The sequence below is a fragment of the Streptomyces niveiscabiei genome (genome assembly GCF_001419795.1).
In the GTDB taxonomy this organism is placed as follows: Bacteria; Actinomycetota; Actinomycetes; order Streptomycetales; family Streptomycetaceae; genus Streptomyces; species Streptomyces niveiscabiei.
This window is the reverse complement of record NZ_LIRL01000400.1, coordinates 1-15,079: the sequence shown is the minus strand read 5'-3', so window position 1 is coordinate 15,079 and position 15,079 is coordinate 1. Positions and strand designations below refer to the sequence as shown.

General features: G+C 71.2%; 10 protein-coding genes and 2 pseudogenes. 6 read left to right on the top strand and 6 right to left on the bottom strand.

The genetic code is table 11. The annotated features are described in order from the left end of the window. Nucleotides 1-1,025, bottom strand: a 1,025-nt coding sequence (locus tag AOK24_RS19825; RefSeq protein WP_167376845.1) for an ABC transporter ATP-binding protein, incomplete at its 3' end; no start/stop codon positions are given. 304 nt (nt 1,026-1,329) lie between these two features. Here AOK24_RS19825 and AOK24_RS19820 point away from each other — a divergent pair. The 3 genes from AOK24_RS19820 (at nt 1,330) to AOK24_RS19810 (ending at nt 6,066) form a co-directional block, all read left to right on the top strand. Further along, nucleotides 1,330-3,357 carry a M4 family metallopeptidase gene (locus AOK24_RS19820; protein ID WP_055721404.1) on the top strand — a complete coding sequence of 676 codons (2,028 nt, stop codon included), beginning with the start codon at nt 1,330-1,332 and terminating at the stop codon, nt 3,355-3,357. A gap of 450 nt (nt 3,358-3,807) precedes the next feature. Beyond that, nucleotides 3,808-5,475 carry a M4 family metallopeptidase gene (locus tag AOK24_RS19815; protein WP_055721402.1) on the top strand — a complete coding sequence of 556 codons (1,668 nt, stop codon included), beginning with the start codon at nt 3,808-3,810 and terminating at the stop codon, nt 5,473-5,475. Nucleotides 5,476-5,550: 75 nt separating this feature from the next. Beyond that, the gene (locus AOK24_RS19810; protein ID WP_055721401.1) at nt 5,551-6,066 is read left to right on the top strand and encodes a DUF1990 domain-containing protein; all 516 of its coding nucleotides are present in this window, start codon (nt 5,551-5,553) and stop codon (nt 6,064-6,066) included. 21 nt (nt 6,067-6,087) lie between these two features. On the opposite strand, the gene glgP is transcribed toward AOK24_RS19810, so the two are convergent. From glgP to AOK24_RS19800, 3 genes and pseudogenes are all read right to left on the bottom strand, one after another. Then, on the bottom strand, nt 6,088-8,643 hold the full coding sequence (gene glgP / locus AOK24_RS19805) for an alpha-glucan family phosphorylase (protein ID WP_055721400.1): 2,556 nt from the start codon (nt 8,641-8,643) through the stop codon (nt 6,088-6,090). 220 nt (nt 8,644-8,863) lie between these two features. Continuing rightward, a pseudogene (locus AOK24_RS50845) lies at nt 8,864-9,160 on the bottom strand (hypothetical protein); the annotation flags it as partial. Nucleotides 9,161-9,354: 194 nt separating this feature from the next. Beyond that, nucleotides 9,355-9,609, bottom strand: a complete 255-nt coding sequence (locus tag AOK24_RS19800) for a helix-turn-helix domain-containing protein (protein WP_055721399.1) — start codon at nt 9,607-9,609, stop codon at nt 9,355-9,357. Nucleotides 9,610-9,641: 32 nt separating this feature from the next. On the opposite strand from AOK24_RS19800, the gene map reads away from it, so the two are divergent. Beyond that, complete coding sequence (gene map, locus AOK24_RS19795; protein ID WP_055721398.1) at nt 9,642-10,415, top strand: type I methionyl aminopeptidase; 774 nt, start codon at nt 9,642-9,644, stop codon at nt 10,413-10,415. Nucleotides 10,416-10,500: 85 nt separating this feature from the next. Here map and ggt read toward each other — a convergent pair whose 3' ends face one another. Then, entirely contained in the window at nt 10,501-12,321 is a 1,821-nt protein-coding gene (gene ggt / locus AOK24_RS19790; protein ID WP_240554010.1) for a gamma-glutamyltransferase, read from the bottom strand. A 147-nt stretch (nt 12,322-12,468) separates the two neighbouring features. On the opposite strand from ggt, the gene AOK24_RS19785 reads away from it, so the two are divergent. Next, nucleotides 12,469-13,224, top strand: a complete 756-nt coding sequence (locus tag AOK24_RS19785) for a hypothetical protein (RefSeq protein ID WP_055721397.1) — start codon at nt 12,469-12,471, stop codon at nt 13,222-13,224. A gap of 646 nt (nt 13,225-13,870) precedes the next feature. Here the strand turns inward: AOK24_RS19785 and AOK24_RS19780 are convergent. Continuing rightward, on the bottom strand, nt 13,871-14,290 hold the full coding sequence (locus AOK24_RS19780) for a DUF6278 family protein (protein ID WP_055721396.1): 420 nt from the start codon (nt 14,288-14,290) through the stop codon (nt 13,871-13,873). A gap of 101 nt (nt 14,291-14,391) precedes the next feature. On the opposite strand from AOK24_RS19780, the pseudogene AOK24_RS19775 reads away from it, so the two are divergent. After that, a pseudogene (locus AOK24_RS19775) lies at nt 14,392-15,079 on the top strand (SGNH/GDSL hydrolase family protein); the annotation flags it as partial.

The following is a 15,079-nucleotide window of genomic DNA, read 5'->3' as shown; positions in this document are numbered from 1 at the left end:
ACCCTGCCCCCGCCGGAGGCACCGGCCCCCTCCGCCGCCTCGTCCAGCACCTCGAAGTACCGCGCCGTGGCAGTAGCCGCCTCCTGACTCATCGCCAGCAGGAAGCCGATCGACTCCACCGGCCACCGCAACGCCAGCGCCGTCGACAGGAACGCCACCAGCGTCCCCGCGGACAGCCCGCCGTCGGCGACCTGGACCGCGCCCACCACCAGTGCCACCCCGATGGCGACCTCGGGGAGGGTCACGATGACGCCCCAGATCATCGCGAGGAGTCGCCCCTTGCGCAGTTCGGTGCCTCGCAGGGTGCCCGAGAGGTCGCGGAACACGCGCGCCTGGCTGCGGTGGCGGCCGAAGCCCTTGATGATGCGGATGCCGAGGACGCTCTCCTCGACGACGGTGGTCAGGTCGCCGACCTGGTCCTGGGCGAGGCGGGCCACGCGCGCGTACCGGGACTCGAAGACGACGCAGACGAGGACGACGGGGATCGCGGGCCCGAGGATGACGAGGCCGAGGGTCCAGTCCTGGAGGAGCATGATGACGACGCCGACGAGGATGGTGACGGCGTTGACGAAGAGGAAGGTCAGGGGGAACGCGAGGAACATGCGCAGGAGCATGAGGTCGGTGGTGGCGCGCGAGAGGAGCTGCCCGGAGGCCCACCGGTCGTGGAAGGAGAGCGGCAGCCGCTGGAGGTGCCGGTAGAGCCCGGCCCGCATCTCCGCCTCGACGTGGGACAGGGGCCGCGCGACGAGCCACCGCCGCAGCCCGAAGAGCAGCGCCTCCGCGAACCCGAGGAGCAGCAGCCACAGCGCCCCGAGCCAGACCCCGCCGGTGTCGCGGGAGGCGATGGGCCCGTCGACCATCCACTTCAGGACGAGGGGGATGACGAGCCCGACGCAGGAGGCCAGTACGGCGACGATCGCGGCGCTGAAGAGCCGCGCCCGCGCGGGCCGTACGTACGGCCACAGCCGCAGCAGCGTTCGTACGGCGGACTGTTCCGGGGACCGTTCCTCTGAGGCAGGCTTCACTGACGTCACGCTCGCGAGCCTACGGACCGGCACTGACAACGCCCACCGAGTTTCGGCCGGTACCCACTCCTCCGATGGTCCTACTACCTGCGGTTTCTCCCAGCCCCGCACCAGATCCCCGGTCCCGCGCACCCCCCGGGTACAGAGATCCCCAAGCGTCGGTCAACAAAAGGTTTCCAGCCAACTTGTTGATGTGCTCCTGACATAACCCCCACTCCCCTGTCACCCTTCCCACACCGCTGCACGGCAACCCCACAGCACCACCACATCAGTTGGCCGACGGTCTCCCTGAAGGAGTTCAGTGGTGAGCAGCAGTCCCTCCCCCAGACGCACCTCCCCCTACCGCAGGACAGCCGCCGCGGCCCTGTTGGGCGTGGCGGCTCTTGTCGCGACGGCGATCCAGTCCGGCGCGGCGACGGCGGCCCCCGAGCCGTCGGCGACGAAGACCGAGTCGATCCGGCTGACCCCCTCGCAGCGCGCGGAGTTGCTGCGCGACGCGGACGCGAGCAAGGCGGCGACGGCGAAGAGCCTGGGCCTGGGCGCCCAGGAGTCCCTGGTCGTGCGCGACGTCGTGAAGGACGCCGACGGCACGACGCACACCCGCTACGAGCGGACGTACGCCGGTCTGCCGGTGCTCGGCGGCGACCTGGTCGTGAAGGAGAACGCGGCCGGCGTCACGCAGGGCGTCGTCAAGGCGACGAACGCGGCCGTGAAGGTCGCCTCTCTCACCCCGAAGGTCGCGGCGGGCGCGGCCGAGAAGCAGGCCCTGTCGCGCGCGGCGGCGGAAGGTTCGACGAGCAAGGACGCGGCGCAGGCCCCCCGCAAGGTGGTCTGGGCGGCGAACGGCACCCCGGTGCTCGCGTACGAGACGGTCGTCGGCGGCCTCCAGCACGACGGCACGCCGAACGAGCTGCACGTCATCACGGACGCGAACACGGGCCAGAAGCTGTACGAGTACCAGGCCGTCATGAACGGCACCGGCAACACGATGTACAGCGGCTCGGTGACGATCGGCTCGACCCAGTCGGGTTCGACGTACAACCTGACCGACGCGACGCGCGGCAACCAGCGGACGTACAACCTGAACCGGGGTTCGTCGGGCACCGGCACGCTGTTCTCCGGACCGGACGACGTGTGGGGCAACGGGCTGCCGTCCAACGCGGAGACCGCGGGCGCCGACGCGCACTTCGGGGCGCAGGTGACGTGGGACTACTTCAAGAACGTGCACGGCCGCAACGGCATCAAGAACGACGGCGTCGCGGCGTACTCGCGGGTGCACTACGGCAACGCGTACGTCAACGCGTTCTGGCAGGACTCCTGCTTCTGCATGACGTACGGCGACGGCGCGGGCAACAACAAGCCGCTCACCTCGCTGGACGTGGCCGGGCACGAGATGTCGCACGGCGTGACCGCGAACACCGCGCGCCTGGTGTACAGCGGCGAGTCGGGCGGGCTGAACGAGGCGACGTCGGACATCTTCGGGACGGCCGTCGAGTTCTACGCGAACAACGCCTCGGACGTCGGTGACTACCTCATCGGCGAGAAGATCGACATCAACGGCAACGGCACGCCGCTGCGTTACATGGACAAGCCGAGCAAGGACGGCTCGTCCAGGGACAGTTGGTACTCCGGGCTCGGCGGTCTCGACGTGCACTACTCGTCGGGTCCCGCGAACCACTTCTTCTACCTGCTGAGCGAGGGCAGCGGCACCAAGACGATCAACGGTGTCACCTACAACTCGGCGACCTCGGACGGGCTTCCGGTGACCGGCATCGGCCGGGACAAGGCGGAGAAGATCTGGTTCCGGGCGCTGGCCACGAAGTTCACGTCGAACACGAACTACGCGGGCGCGCGCACGGGCACGCTGGCGGCGGCCGGTGAGCTGTACGGCACGACGTCGGCCGAGTACCGCGCCGTGCAGGACGCGTGGGCGGGCATCGCGGTCGGCGCGCGCTCGACGGGCGGCGGCGGTGGCGGCACCGGCACCTCGTACGAGAGCGGCACGGTCGTGGCGATCCCGGACAACGGGGCGGCGGTCAACTCGTCGATCGCGGTGAGCGGGCGGACCGGGAACGCGCCGTCCAACCTGTCGGTGTCGGTGGACATCACGCACACCTTCCGGGGCGACCTGGTGATCGACCTGGTGGGGCCGAGCGGGACGGCGTACCGGCTGAAGGCGTTCAGCTCGTCGGACTCGGCGGACAACGTGGTGGCGACGTACACGGTCAACGCGTCGACGGAGACGGCCAACGGGACCTGGCAGCTGCGGGTCCAGGACCAGGCCGCGCGGGACACCGGGCAGATCAACAGCTGGAAGGTCACCTTCCCGTAAGCCGGTGATGCTCTGAGAGCCGGGCGCCGTTCCTCCGGGGGCGGCGCCCGATCGTTTCCGGTCAAGGCTTCCGGACGCGCGGGAACCGGCCGCGCGCCCCGTGCGTCGAAGTGCCGCGCCGGCGGCCGGAATCCGACGTTCCGGCACAGTGCGCACGTAAGGGCACCGTAAGGGCCGTCCTAGAGCCCCTCATGCGGAGCGGGCCAACTCCTCGGCCAGGCACTGTTTTTGCCGGTCCCTTACCGATCTTCGGTGGCCCCTTTACCGAGGTCGGCCCGGTTTACACAGCAGAAACGTTTACCGGACAGGCGCTTTTCGGCCAACATCGATTCAGGGTCCTGACATGTACGCGCCCTCGATGTCACTCTTCCCCCACCCGCCGCACAACTTCACGACTACTCCGGACGGCAGTTCCCCACGCCGCCCGGACTCCCCCACGAAGGAGCTTGTGTGACCCCCGTCTACACGCGTCACAAGCGCACCACGCTGGCCATCGCGACCGCGGTCGCCGCCGGAGCGCTGCTGACCACCGGGCTGACCACGGCCAACGCGACCGACACCAAGGTCGACGCCAACAAGGCCGCCCGGACCCTCGCCGCCGCCCCGCTGTCCCTGTCGGCGCCCGACCGGGCCGCGCTGATCCAGGACCAGCAGGCCGGCGCGAACGAGACCGCGCAGCGCATAGGTCTCGGCACCAAGGAAGCGCTCGTCGTCCGCGACGTCGTCAAGGACGTCGACGGCACGACGCACACCCGCTACGAGCGCACCTACGCGGGCCTGCCGGTCCTCGGCGGCGACCTCGTCGTCCACCAGACCCCGACGGGCGCCGAGAAGGGCGTCACCAAGGCCACCTCGGCCACCATCAAGGTCGCCTCGCTGACCCCGAAGGTCACCCCGGCCAGCGCCGAGAAGCAGGCCGTCGGCCTCGCCAAGGCCGCCGGTTCCGCCGACACCGCCGCGGACAACGCGCCCCGCAAGGTGATCTGGGCCGGCAACGGCTCCGCCCCGACCCTCGCCTTCGAGACCGTCGTCGGCGGCCTCCAGGACGACGGCACCCCCAACGAGCTGCACGTCATCACCGACGCGGTCACGGGCAAGAAGCTGTACGAGTGGCAGGGCATCGAGACCGGCACCGGCAAGAGCCTGTACTCCGGCACGGTCACCCTGGGCACCACCAAGTCGGGTACGACGTACAACCTGACCGACTCCACGCGCGGCAACCACAAGACGTACAACAAGGCCCGCTCGACCAGCTCCTCGGCCGGCACGCTGTTCACCGACGCGGACGACACGTGGGGCACCGGCACCGCGTCGAGCTCCTCCTCGGACCAGACGGCCGCCGTCGACGCCGCCTACGGCGCCCAGGTCACCTGGGACTTCTACAAGAACACGTTCGGCCGCAGCGGCATCAAGAACGACGGCGTCGCCGCCTACTCCCGCGTCCACTACGGCAACGCGTACGTCAACGCGTTCTGGGACGACTCCTGCTTCTGCATGACGTACGGCGACGGCGCGGGCAACACCGACCCGCTGACCTCGCTCGACGTCGCCGCGCACGAGATGACGCACGGCGTCACCTCCAACACCGCGGGCCTCAACTACTCCGGCGAGTCCGGCGGGTTGAACGAGGCGACCTCGGACATCTTCGGCACCGCCGTCGAGTTCTACGCCAACAACGCCTCGGACCCCGGTGACTACCTCATCGGCGAGAAGATCGACATCAACGGCGACGGCACCCCGCTGCGCTACCAGGACAAGCCCAGCAAGGACGGCTCGTCCGCCGACAACTGGTCCTCCTCGCTGAAGAACCTCGACGTGCACTACTCGTCGGGCCCGGCGAACCACTTCTTCTACCTGCTGTCCGAGGGCAGCGGCGCGAAGACCGTCAACGGGGTCTCCTACAACTCCCCGACGTCCAACGGCTCCACGGTCACCGGCATCGGCCGCACCAAGGCCGTCCAGATCTGGTACAAGGCGCTGACCTCGTACATGACCTCGACGACCAACTACGCGGGCGCCCGCACCGCGACACTGAGCGCGGCGTCGGCGCTGTACGGCTCGACGTCCACCGAGTACAAGGCGGTCCAGGCCGCCTGGTCCGCGGTCAACGTCAACTAGTACGGACAGCGGACACGTGAACAGAGCGGCACCCGGGACGAAGGCATTCCCGGGTGCCGCTCTACTCTTGCGCCCATGTCCGAACGGCCTTTCTCGTACGACGACGTGGGCGCGACCCGCGACCCCCACTTCTGCCCTCCCGGCTTCCACCACCTGCGGGAACGCACGCGGCTCGGCGAGGGCGAAGCCGTCTTCCGGCGGGCCTCGGAGGCGGTGCTCACCTGGGAGATGCACCGGGCGATGGGCGTCGGCGTCAACGCCTCCGCCGAACGCGCCGCCCTCGACGTGGACGTCACCGTCTCCCTCGCCGGGGTCATCAAGGCGCCCTGCCGGATCGTGTGGACCGTCGAGGAACCCCGCCGCGCCGGCTGGGCGTACGGCACGCTCACCGGCCATCCCGAGTGCGGGGAGGAGTCGTTCCTCGTGGACCGCACGGGGGACGGGACGGTGTGGCTGACGGTCACGGCGTTCAGCAGGGCCGCCAAGTGGTACGCGAAAGCAGGGGGCCCGGCGGTGCGGGGACTTCAACTGGCGTACGCACGCCGGTGCGGAAAGGTGCTGAAGGGACTGTGCGCGCCCCTGTCCGAGTAGCTCGGCGCATGTCCGAGTAGCTCAGCGCATCAACACCCCGCCCCCTTCCACCAGTTCCTCCGACGGCACCGCCACCAGCCCCAACTCCGCGTCCGACGCCAGCAGTCGGTGCGACGGCAGCACCCGGACCGTGTACCCGAACGGCCCCGTCCGGTCCAGCGCGAGCGGCCCCTCGTACGTCCAACCCCCTTCGTCGTCGGGCCCGTTGACCGGCTTGAGCGCGACGGGGGTGGCGTCCGTGATGCGGTCCTCCGGGTCGACGCGGCCGGAGAGGGCCTGGACCTGGACGTCGTCGGGGCCGAGGTCGCCGAGCCGGACGCGGACGCGCAGGGCGAGGGTGGAGCCGAGTTCGGGGGTGGAGGTCGTGGTGGACGTCTCGACGTGGCCGACGGCGACCCGGTGCCAGCCCGCGCGCAACCGGCCCTTCCAGTCGGCGAGTTCGCGGGAGCGCTCGGGGGTCATCGCGCGGTGGGCGAGGGCGGCCGGGGTGTAGAGGCGGTCGACGTACTCGCGGACCATCCGGTCGGCGAGCACTTTCGGGCCGAGCCGGGTCAGGGTCTGGCGGACCATCTCCGTCCAGCGGTCGGGGAGTCCGGCGGGGCCGCGCTCGTAGAAGCGGGGGGCGACACGCTGCTCCAGCAGGTCGTACAGGGCGGCGGCCTCGATGTCGTCGCGCCGGTCGGGGTCGACGGCGTCCCCGTCGTCGGTGGGGATCGCCCAGCCGAAGTCGGGCTGGAACCACTCGTCCCACCAGCCGTCCAGGACGGACAGGTTGAGGCAGCCGTTGAGCGCGGCCTTCATCCCGCTGGTGCCGCACGCCTCCAGGGGCCGCAGCGGGTTGTTGAGCCAGATGTCGCAGCCGGGGTAGAGCTTGCGGGCCATCGCCATGCCGTAGTCGGGCAGGAACACGATCCGGTGGCGCACCCGGGGGTCGTCGGCGAACCGCACCAGCTCCTGGACGAGCCGCTTGCCTCCGTCGTCGGCCGGGTGCGCCTTGCCCGCGACGACGATCTGCACGGGCCGCTCGGGGTGCAGCAGGAGGTCCATCAGCCGGTCGCGGTCGCGCAGCATCAGCGTGAGCCGCTTGTACGAGGGGACGCGCCGCGCGAACCCGATGGTCAGGACGTCGGGGTCCAACACCCCGTCGATCCAGCCGAGTTCGGCGGTCCCGGCGCCGCGCTGCCGCCAGGAAGCGCGCAGCCGCTCCCGTACCTCCGTCACCAGCTGTCCGCGCAACTCCCGGCGCAGCGCCCACAGTTCACGGTCCGGCACGGCGGACACGTCGTCGATGCGCAGCACTTCGGGCGCGACCCACGTCGGTGCGTGGACTCCGTTGGTGACGGAGGTGATCGGCACCTCGTCCGCGTCGAACCCGGGCCACAGCCCCGAGAACATCTCCCGGCTCACGTTCCCGTGCAGCAGCGAGACCCCGTTGGCCCGCCCGGCCAACCGCAGCCCCATGACCGCCATGTTGAACAGGTTGGGTTCCCCGCCGGGGTACGTCTCCATGCCGAGGCTCAGCACGTCCTGTACGTCGATGGCGGGGAGTTCGGCGCCGGTGCCGAAGTGGTGGGCGACCAGCTCCCGGTCGAACCGGTCGATGCCGGCGGGGACCGGCGTGTGGGTGGTGAACACGGTGCCCGCGCGGACGGCTTCGAGCCCGGCGGCGAAGTCCAGCCCTTCGGCGCGGAGTTCGGCGATCCGCTCCAGGCCGAGGAACCCGGCGTGGCCCTCGTTGGTGTGGAACACCTCGGGCGCCGGGTGCCCGCTGATCCGGCAGTAGGCGCGCACGGCGCGCACGCCCCCGATGCCGAGCAGCATCTCCTGGAGCAGCCGGTGTTCGCTGCCGCCGCCGTAGAGCCGGTCGGTGACGCTCCGCTCGCCGGGGTCGTTCTCCTCGACGTCCGAGTCGAGCAGCAGCAGCGGTACGCGGCCGACCTGCGCGACCCAGACGCGGGCGAGCAGGCGCCGTCCGCCGGGCAGGGCGAGGCTGACGTGGGCCGGGGTGCCGTCGTCCTCCTGGAGGGGGGCGAGGGGGAGTTCGTGCGGGTCGAGGACGGGATAGTGCTCCTGCTGCCAGCCGTCGCGGGAGAGGGTCTGCCGGAAGTAGCCGTGCCGGTACAGGAGTCCGACGCCGACGAGCGGAACGCCGAGGTCGCTGGCGGTCTTGAGGTGGTCGCCGGCGAGGATGCCGAGGCCGCCGGAGTACTGCGGGAGGGCGGCGGTGATGCCGAACTCCGGCGAGAAGTAGGCGACGGCGGCCGGGAGTTCGCCCGCCTCGCGCTGTTCCTGGTACCAGCGCCCGTTGCTCACATAGTCGGTGAGGTCCCCGGCGACGGAGTCGAGCCTGCGCAGGAACCTGCGGTCCCCGGCGAGTTCGGCGAGCCGCCCGGTGCCGACGCCGCCGAGGAGGCGGACGGGGTCGCCGGTCGCGGCCCAGCGCTCGGGGTCGACGGACCGGAACAGCTCACGGGTCTCCTCGTGCCACGACCACCTGAGGTTTCTGGCCAGCTCGGTCAAAGGACGCAGGGGTTCGGGGAGTACGGGCCGGACGGTGAACCGACGTATCGCCTTCAATTTCCACCTCGTCGCGCGTGCAGAGGGGGGACACACCGCGATGTGCGTCTCGTCGTCTCTTCTCTTCGACGGTAATGGCTCCCCGCGGTCCCGTCCGAAAAACACCGCGGCCCTTTCCTCGTCCGGCTCCGGCCGATATGGCCGATTCCCTCCCCGTAGGCCACCTTGTGACTCCTCCCGGCGCACGAGAAGGTGCCGGGAAGGGGTGCGCCCGGTCGGTGTCGCGGGCGCCGGGCCGGGAGTCGTGGGCGCGCAGGGCGGCGGCGTGCAGGACGCGGACCCGCCGCGCCTCCCGCTCGGCGACGGCGGGGCCGTATGCGGACGCCAGGTCCTGGAGGAGCGCCTCCACGACGTCCCAGGGCGGCATCTCGGTCCCGTCGAGGCAGGCGCGCATGCCGTCGGGGTCGCGCTGCCAGAACACGGCGCACCAGCCGCCGCCCTGGTCGAGGCGCCCCAGAAGGCCGTCGAGGCAGTTCACGAACTCCCGCACCTGCGCCGGGAGTTGTTCCACAGTCATCTCCGAACTCCCGCCAGCCCGCTCCACTCGGACTGGCCAGAAAACACCAGCCGTGTTACAGCGCGGCTACGACCAGTTTGCGAAGGGGCCGCGAAGACAACATGGCGGGATCTTGACGGTCCCGTCGGCGGGAGTTCACCCAAGGGGCGTACGCGCAAAGGGAGTTCATCGGAAGGGCGCTCGCGCGGAGCGCCTCAGACCACCCCCACCAGAACGCACCGCGCCGCCAACTCGTCCATGGACAGCCCGAGTACGCCGACCAGCGCGGCGACCGTGAAGAACGCCGGCGTCGGCGCTCTGCCCGTCTCGATCTTGCGCAGCGTCTCCGCCGAGATCCCGGCCTGCGCCGCGACCTCGGCCATGCTCCGCCCACCGCGGGCCTCGCGCAGCAACCGGCCGAGCCGCTCGCCGCGTTCACGTTCTTCTGGGGTCAAGGGGGTGCGCACCATGCCCCCATTCTAATACCGGTATAGTAATTGGCATGGTGGAGCTGAAGACAGACACGTCGATCGACGAGATGCACCGGGCCGGCCAGGTGGTCGCCCGCGCCCTCACGGCCGTACGGGAAGCCGCTGACGTGGGCGTTTCCCTGCTGGAGCTGGACGAAGTGGCGCGCGGGGTGCTGCGGGACGCGGGCGCGGACTCGCCGTTCCTCGGCTACCGCCCCTCCTTCGCGCCGACGCCGTTCCCGGCCGTCATCTGCGCCTCGGTGAACGACGCGATCGTGCACGGCATCCCGACCCGCCAGAAGCTGCGCGACGGCGATCTGGTCTCCATCGACTGCGGAGCCCAACTCGACGGCTGGGCAGGCGATTCGGCGATCAGCTTCACCGTCGGCACCCCGCGCCCGGACGACGTCCGCCTGATCGAGACGGCCGAACGCGCCCTGGCCGCCGGGATCGCCGCCGCGACGGTCGGCAACCGCATCGGCGACATCGCGCACGCGATCGGCCAGGTCTGCCGGGACGGCGGCTACGGCATCCCGCAGGGCTTCGGCGGCCACGGCATCGGCCGCCGGATGCACGAGGACCCGCCGGTCCCCAACGAGGGCCGCCCCCACCGGGGCATGCTGCTGCGCCGGGGCATGGCCCTGGCGATCGAGCCGATGCTCATCGCGAGCGGTCGCGACGGCTACCACGAGGCGCCCGACGGCTGGACACTGCGCACGAACGACGGTTCCCGCGCGGCGCACGTCGAGCACTCGGTCGCGATCACGGACGACGGCCCGCGCATCCTGACGGCCCGGGACCACTGAATGACGGTCCCAAGCATGAGCCGGCGAACGACGGGCGGCCCACCCGGAGTTGGGTGAGCCGCCCGTCGACTTCCGTGTGCCGTGTCTAGCGCGCCGGATACACCACCTGCGCCGACCCGCCCCCGCGCCGTACGGTCTCGGCGGCGGCCACCCACTTCCCACCGGGCAGCCGCTGTACGGCAGTTGCGGCGCCGATCTCGGGGTTGAGCCGGAACCCGTGCCCGATCGCCTCCAGCTTGGTCCTCAACTCACCGTTGTAGAGCGCCGGTTCGAGTTCGGTGGTCGTCTGGTTGCGCTGGCTGGCGCGCGGCGCGGCAATCGCGTCGACCAACGGCAGCTTCCGGTCCACGAATTCGGTCAGCACCTGGAGGACGGTCGTGATGATGGTCGCCCCGCCGGGCGAACCGAGCGCCACCACCGGCTTGTTGGCCTTGTCGAGCACGATGGTCGGCGAGATCGACGACCGGGGCCGCTTGCCGGGACCGGGCAGGTTCGGGTCGTGCACGGCGGGGCTCGCCGGGGTGAACGAGAAGTCCGTCAGCTCGTTGTTGAGGATGAACCCCCGCCCGGGGACGGTGATCGCGCTGCCGCCGGTCTGCTCGATGGTGAGCGTGTAGGCGACGACGTTGCCCCACTTGTCGGCGACCGTGAGGTGCGTGGTGCTGTCGCCCTCGTACGTCGTCGGCGCGGGCGTCCCGCTCGCGTCGCAGGCCGCCGGGTTGCGCGGGTCGCCGGGCGCGACGGGGCTGGTGAGGACGGCGTCGTCCTTGATGAGGCAGGCCCGCGAGTCGGCGTACCTCTGCGAGAGGAGTTCCTTCGTGGGGACGTTCTCGAAGGCCGGGTCGCCGACCCAGCGGCCCCGGTCGGCGAACGCGATCCGGCTGGCCTCGATGTAGCGGTGCAGGTACTGGGCCTCGGTGGCCTTCGAAAGGTCCGTCTTCTCCAGGATGTTGAGGGCCTCGCCGACGGTCGTGCCGCCGGAGGAGGACGGCGCGATCGAGTAGACGCCGAGCCCTCGGTACGAAGTCTTCGTGGGCGCCTGGAACTTGGCGCGGTAGGCGGCGAGGTCGGCGGCGGAGAGTTTGCCGGGGCGGGCGTTCCACCCCGAACCCGGGTCCACCGGCGGCTTGTTGACCGTCTTGACGATGTCCTCGCCGATGTCGCCCCGGTAGACCGCGGAGACGCCCTTCCTGCCCAACTCCGCGTACGTACGGGCGAGGTCGGGGTTCTTGAGGGTCGAACCGACCACCGGGAGCTGCCCGTTCGGCAGGAACAGCTTCGCCGTGTCGGGGAAGTAGCGGAACCGGGTCTCGTTGGCGGCGGTCTGCGAGCGGAACGTGTCGTCGACGGTGAACCCGTCGCGGGCGAGCCGCTCGGCCGGCTTCAGCACCGAACCCAGGCTCTTCGTCCCCCACTTGGACAGCGCGCTCGCCCAGGTGGCGGGCGTACCCGGGGTGCCGACGCTGAGGCCGCTGCTGACGGCGTCGGCGAACGCGAGGGGCTGGCCGTTCTCGACGAACAGGTTCGCGTCGGCGCTCAGCGGCGCGGTCTCGCGGCCGTCGATGGTGCGCACGGTACGGGACTTGGCGTCGTAGTAGACGAAGTAGCCGCCTCCTCCGACGCCCGCCGAGTAGGGCTCGGTGACGCCGAGCGCGGCGGCGGTCGCGACGGCCGCGTCGACCGCGTTGCCGCCCTTGCGCAGCACCTCGATGCCGGCGGCGGAGGCGTCCGCGTCGACGCTGGAGACGGCGCCGCCGTACCCGACGGCGACGGGGACCTTCTCAACCGCCTTCTTCGGTAGGGACGTTGATGAGGCGGTCGGTGGCGCGGCGGCACCCACCGAGACCACGGCGGCAGAGACCGCCAGGACCGTCAGTTTCCGTGCCACAGGGCGACGCAGGGCCATCCGCATGTACCTCCAGTCAAGGACCGTCCGCGCACTGTAGCCACACTGCCCCGTCGCCGACAGGGGCATTCAGGGCACTGTCATACGACTGCCACACCTCGAACACGGGTACGCCCCAGGTGTGTTCGGCCGCTAGCATGCGCGCCCATGAACGACGACGTGCGCAACATCGTCCTCGGCGTGCTGGCCGCCGGTATCAGTGCCGGGCTCGGCTGGCTGGCGCGGACGTACCTGTGGAGGCGCCGGCTCCGCCGCAAGCAGGCGTTCTTCGGGCTGCCGGAGAACTCCGAGTCGCTGCTCGTCGTCAACCGCGACCCGGCCACCTCCGAGCCCGCCGTGCACCGCTTCGACGTGTTCGCGCTCCTCGAACTGGCCGCGCTCATCAAGGACTGCGGCGCCCATCTGCAGATGGTCACGCAGGACGGGGTGCAGCAAGGCTTCGGCGAGCGTACGGAGTTCTGCGTGGGCGGGCCCGGCTCCAACCGGCGGATGCTCGCGCACATGTCGGCGATGCTGCCCGGCTTCCGGGTGAACATCGACCCCGAACCCGGCCCGGACCGGGGGGCGTTCCAGATCGGCACCGAGCGCTACCGCATGGACCCGGGGATCACGGAGTACGTCCTGCTGGCCCGGCTCACGACCGGTGAACGGCGCGGCACGCGGCCGGTGTTCCTCTTCTGCGGCCAGCGAGCGATCAACAACCAGGCGGCGACGCGGTACTTGGCCCGCCATCACGAGCGTCTGGCCCGCAAGTACAGCGCGGACTCCTTCGCGCTGCTCCTGAAGGTCGTCAACTCCCAGGCGTACGGCCCCGATGTGGTGGAGCTGGTGGCGGACGTGACCCGTCCGGCCCGTACGCCGCTGGTGGACCCGGCGACGCCTACGTCCCACCGGGCGACCTGAGGGACCGTCAACTGCCGTGCGCTGCAAGCCTCGTACGCCGTATCCCCGGAACCAGGACGGGCGGGCCCCCGCCGCGCCTCCACGGCGGGGGCCCGCCCGTTCTCGGCAAGCCGGTCCGGCGATGCGCCGCACACCCACCCGACCCGCTCCGCATCGAGCACAACCCGTCCGGCGCGCGGCTGACCTTCTCCCCGCACAGCGTCCGACCCGTCGTACGGACCGCCTGCACTGTGCGAGCAGTGATCTCCGGCCGCGCGTCCGGCCGGGTATGGCTCTGGTGAACTGCTGCCCCCTACGGTCCGCCCTGCGGCGGAGTCCCCGGCCCGGTCACCGTCGCTCCGGGGATGAACGATCCATCGTAGTCGAGCCCGGTCACAGCGTGGACGCCCCCCACTAGTGGCCGACGGAGCGGGCCCGGTCGGGCTCCTTCTTGCGCTTGTCGACGTCACGCAGTCCGATCAACGGATCGACGGCCATGCTCAGCCCTACTCGCTCTCAGCTGTGTGTCGTGGTCGCCGCAAACTATCCAGAGCGGACGGGACTTGAGACGCGACACGCACTTTTCGGGCATAAGCCGTATTTAACCTCTCTTTCCGGGGGTGCGTCACCCCGGACATCCCGGAGCCGCGTCGCCCCGGACACCCCGTCACGCCTCGGCGACCTCCGCGTACCACTGCGACAGCTCCGGCACCCCGCTGGCCGCCCACTCCCGGCCGGCCGTCACGACGTCGAACTCCCGCCCCGAGCCCAGCCGTACGACGGGTTCGCCGCCCGGCCAGAAGGCCCACTCGGCGCCCTCCACGGTGCGCACGACGACCGTGCCGAGGTAGAGCCCGGCGTCGTTGCCGAGCCACGTCAGCGTCTCCTCGTCGTCGCGCCAGCGCGGCAGCAGCTGGTCGAGCGCCTCCAGGGAGCGGGCCGTGTCGTCGAGCCGGACGCCCGCCTCCTCCGCCTGGGAGCGCAGGAGTTCGCACTCGGAGAGCAGCTCGGCCACGCCCTCGGGGTCCGCGTCCAGCAGTGCGCCCGCAGCCCTCTTGCGCCTGTTGCCCAGGAAAGGGATGTTCATACGCCCAGCGTGGCATTCGCACCGTCGTCCGCACCACAGGCGCGCGGGCACCGGCGTCCGCCATCCCGGTACGATCATCGGACGACAGGAGAGGGAGAGACGTGCGCCGGAGGGCCTGGGCGTTTCCGCTGATCGCGACCCTGCTGCTGGTTCCCCAGACCGCCGCGCGCGCCGGTTCGCGCGCCCCGAGCGCTCCTCCCGTACCCCTGGAGAGCCACTTCGACAACCGGGGTATCAGCGCGGACGACCGTCCCTCCGGCGCGGACCTCGACGGCAAGGGCGCCTCCCTGTCGGCCTCGGCCCTCGCGTCGGCGGGCTGGACCCCCGGCCGCGCCCTGACCGTGCACGGCACCCGCCTGACCTGGCCGGCGACCGCCCCCGGGACCCCGGACAACGTCCTCGCCGACGGCCAGCGGGTGACCGTCCCCGGCCGGGGCGACGCGCTCACCTTCCTCGTCACGAGCACAGCGGGCCACGCCGCGCGCGGGGAGGGCGAGATCGAGTACGCCGACGGCACGCGCGCGCCGTACGGCCTCGCCGCCCCCGACTGGCGCCGGGGCCCCCGCGCCACGAAGGCGGTCACCCTCCCCCACGTCAACACCCCCGCCGGCCGCCGCCTCGCCCGCGCGCGCCTGTACGCCGTGACGGTCCCCCTGTCCCCGGCCCGCACCGTCGCCTCCGTCCGCCTCCCCGTCGCCTCCGGCCTGCACGTCTTCGCCCTCGCGATCCGCGCGAACCCCGGCCCCTGGACCGGCACTTGGGCCACCGCCCAGTCCGGCCTCCCCACCG

What these genes read in the sequence shown, in the direction of transcription:
- AOK24_RS19785 (WP_055721397.1), top strand. Translation starts at nt 12,469, where the DNA reads ATGAACGACGACGTGCGCAACATCGTCCTCGGCGTGCTGGCCGCCGGT.
- AOK24_RS19800 (WP_055721399.1), bottom strand. Translation starts at nt 9,609, where the DNA reads ATGGTGCGCACCCCCTTGACCCCAGAAGAACGTGAACGCGGCGAGCGG.
- AOK24_RS19780 (WP_055721396.1), bottom strand. Translation starts at nt 14,290, where the DNA reads ATGAACATCCCTTTCCTGGGCAACAGGCGCAAGAGGGCTGCGGGCGCA.
- ggt (WP_240554010.1), bottom strand. Translation starts at nt 12,321, where the DNA reads ATGGCCCTGCGTCGCCCTGTGGCACGGAAACTGACGGTCCTGGCGGTC.
- AOK24_RS19810 (WP_055721401.1), top strand. Translation starts at nt 5,551, where the DNA reads ATGTCCGAACGGCCTTTCTCGTACGACGACGTGGGCGCGACCCGCGAC.
- map (WP_055721398.1), top strand. Translation starts at nt 9,642, where the DNA reads ATGGTGGAGCTGAAGACAGACACGTCGATCGACGAGATGCACCGGGCC.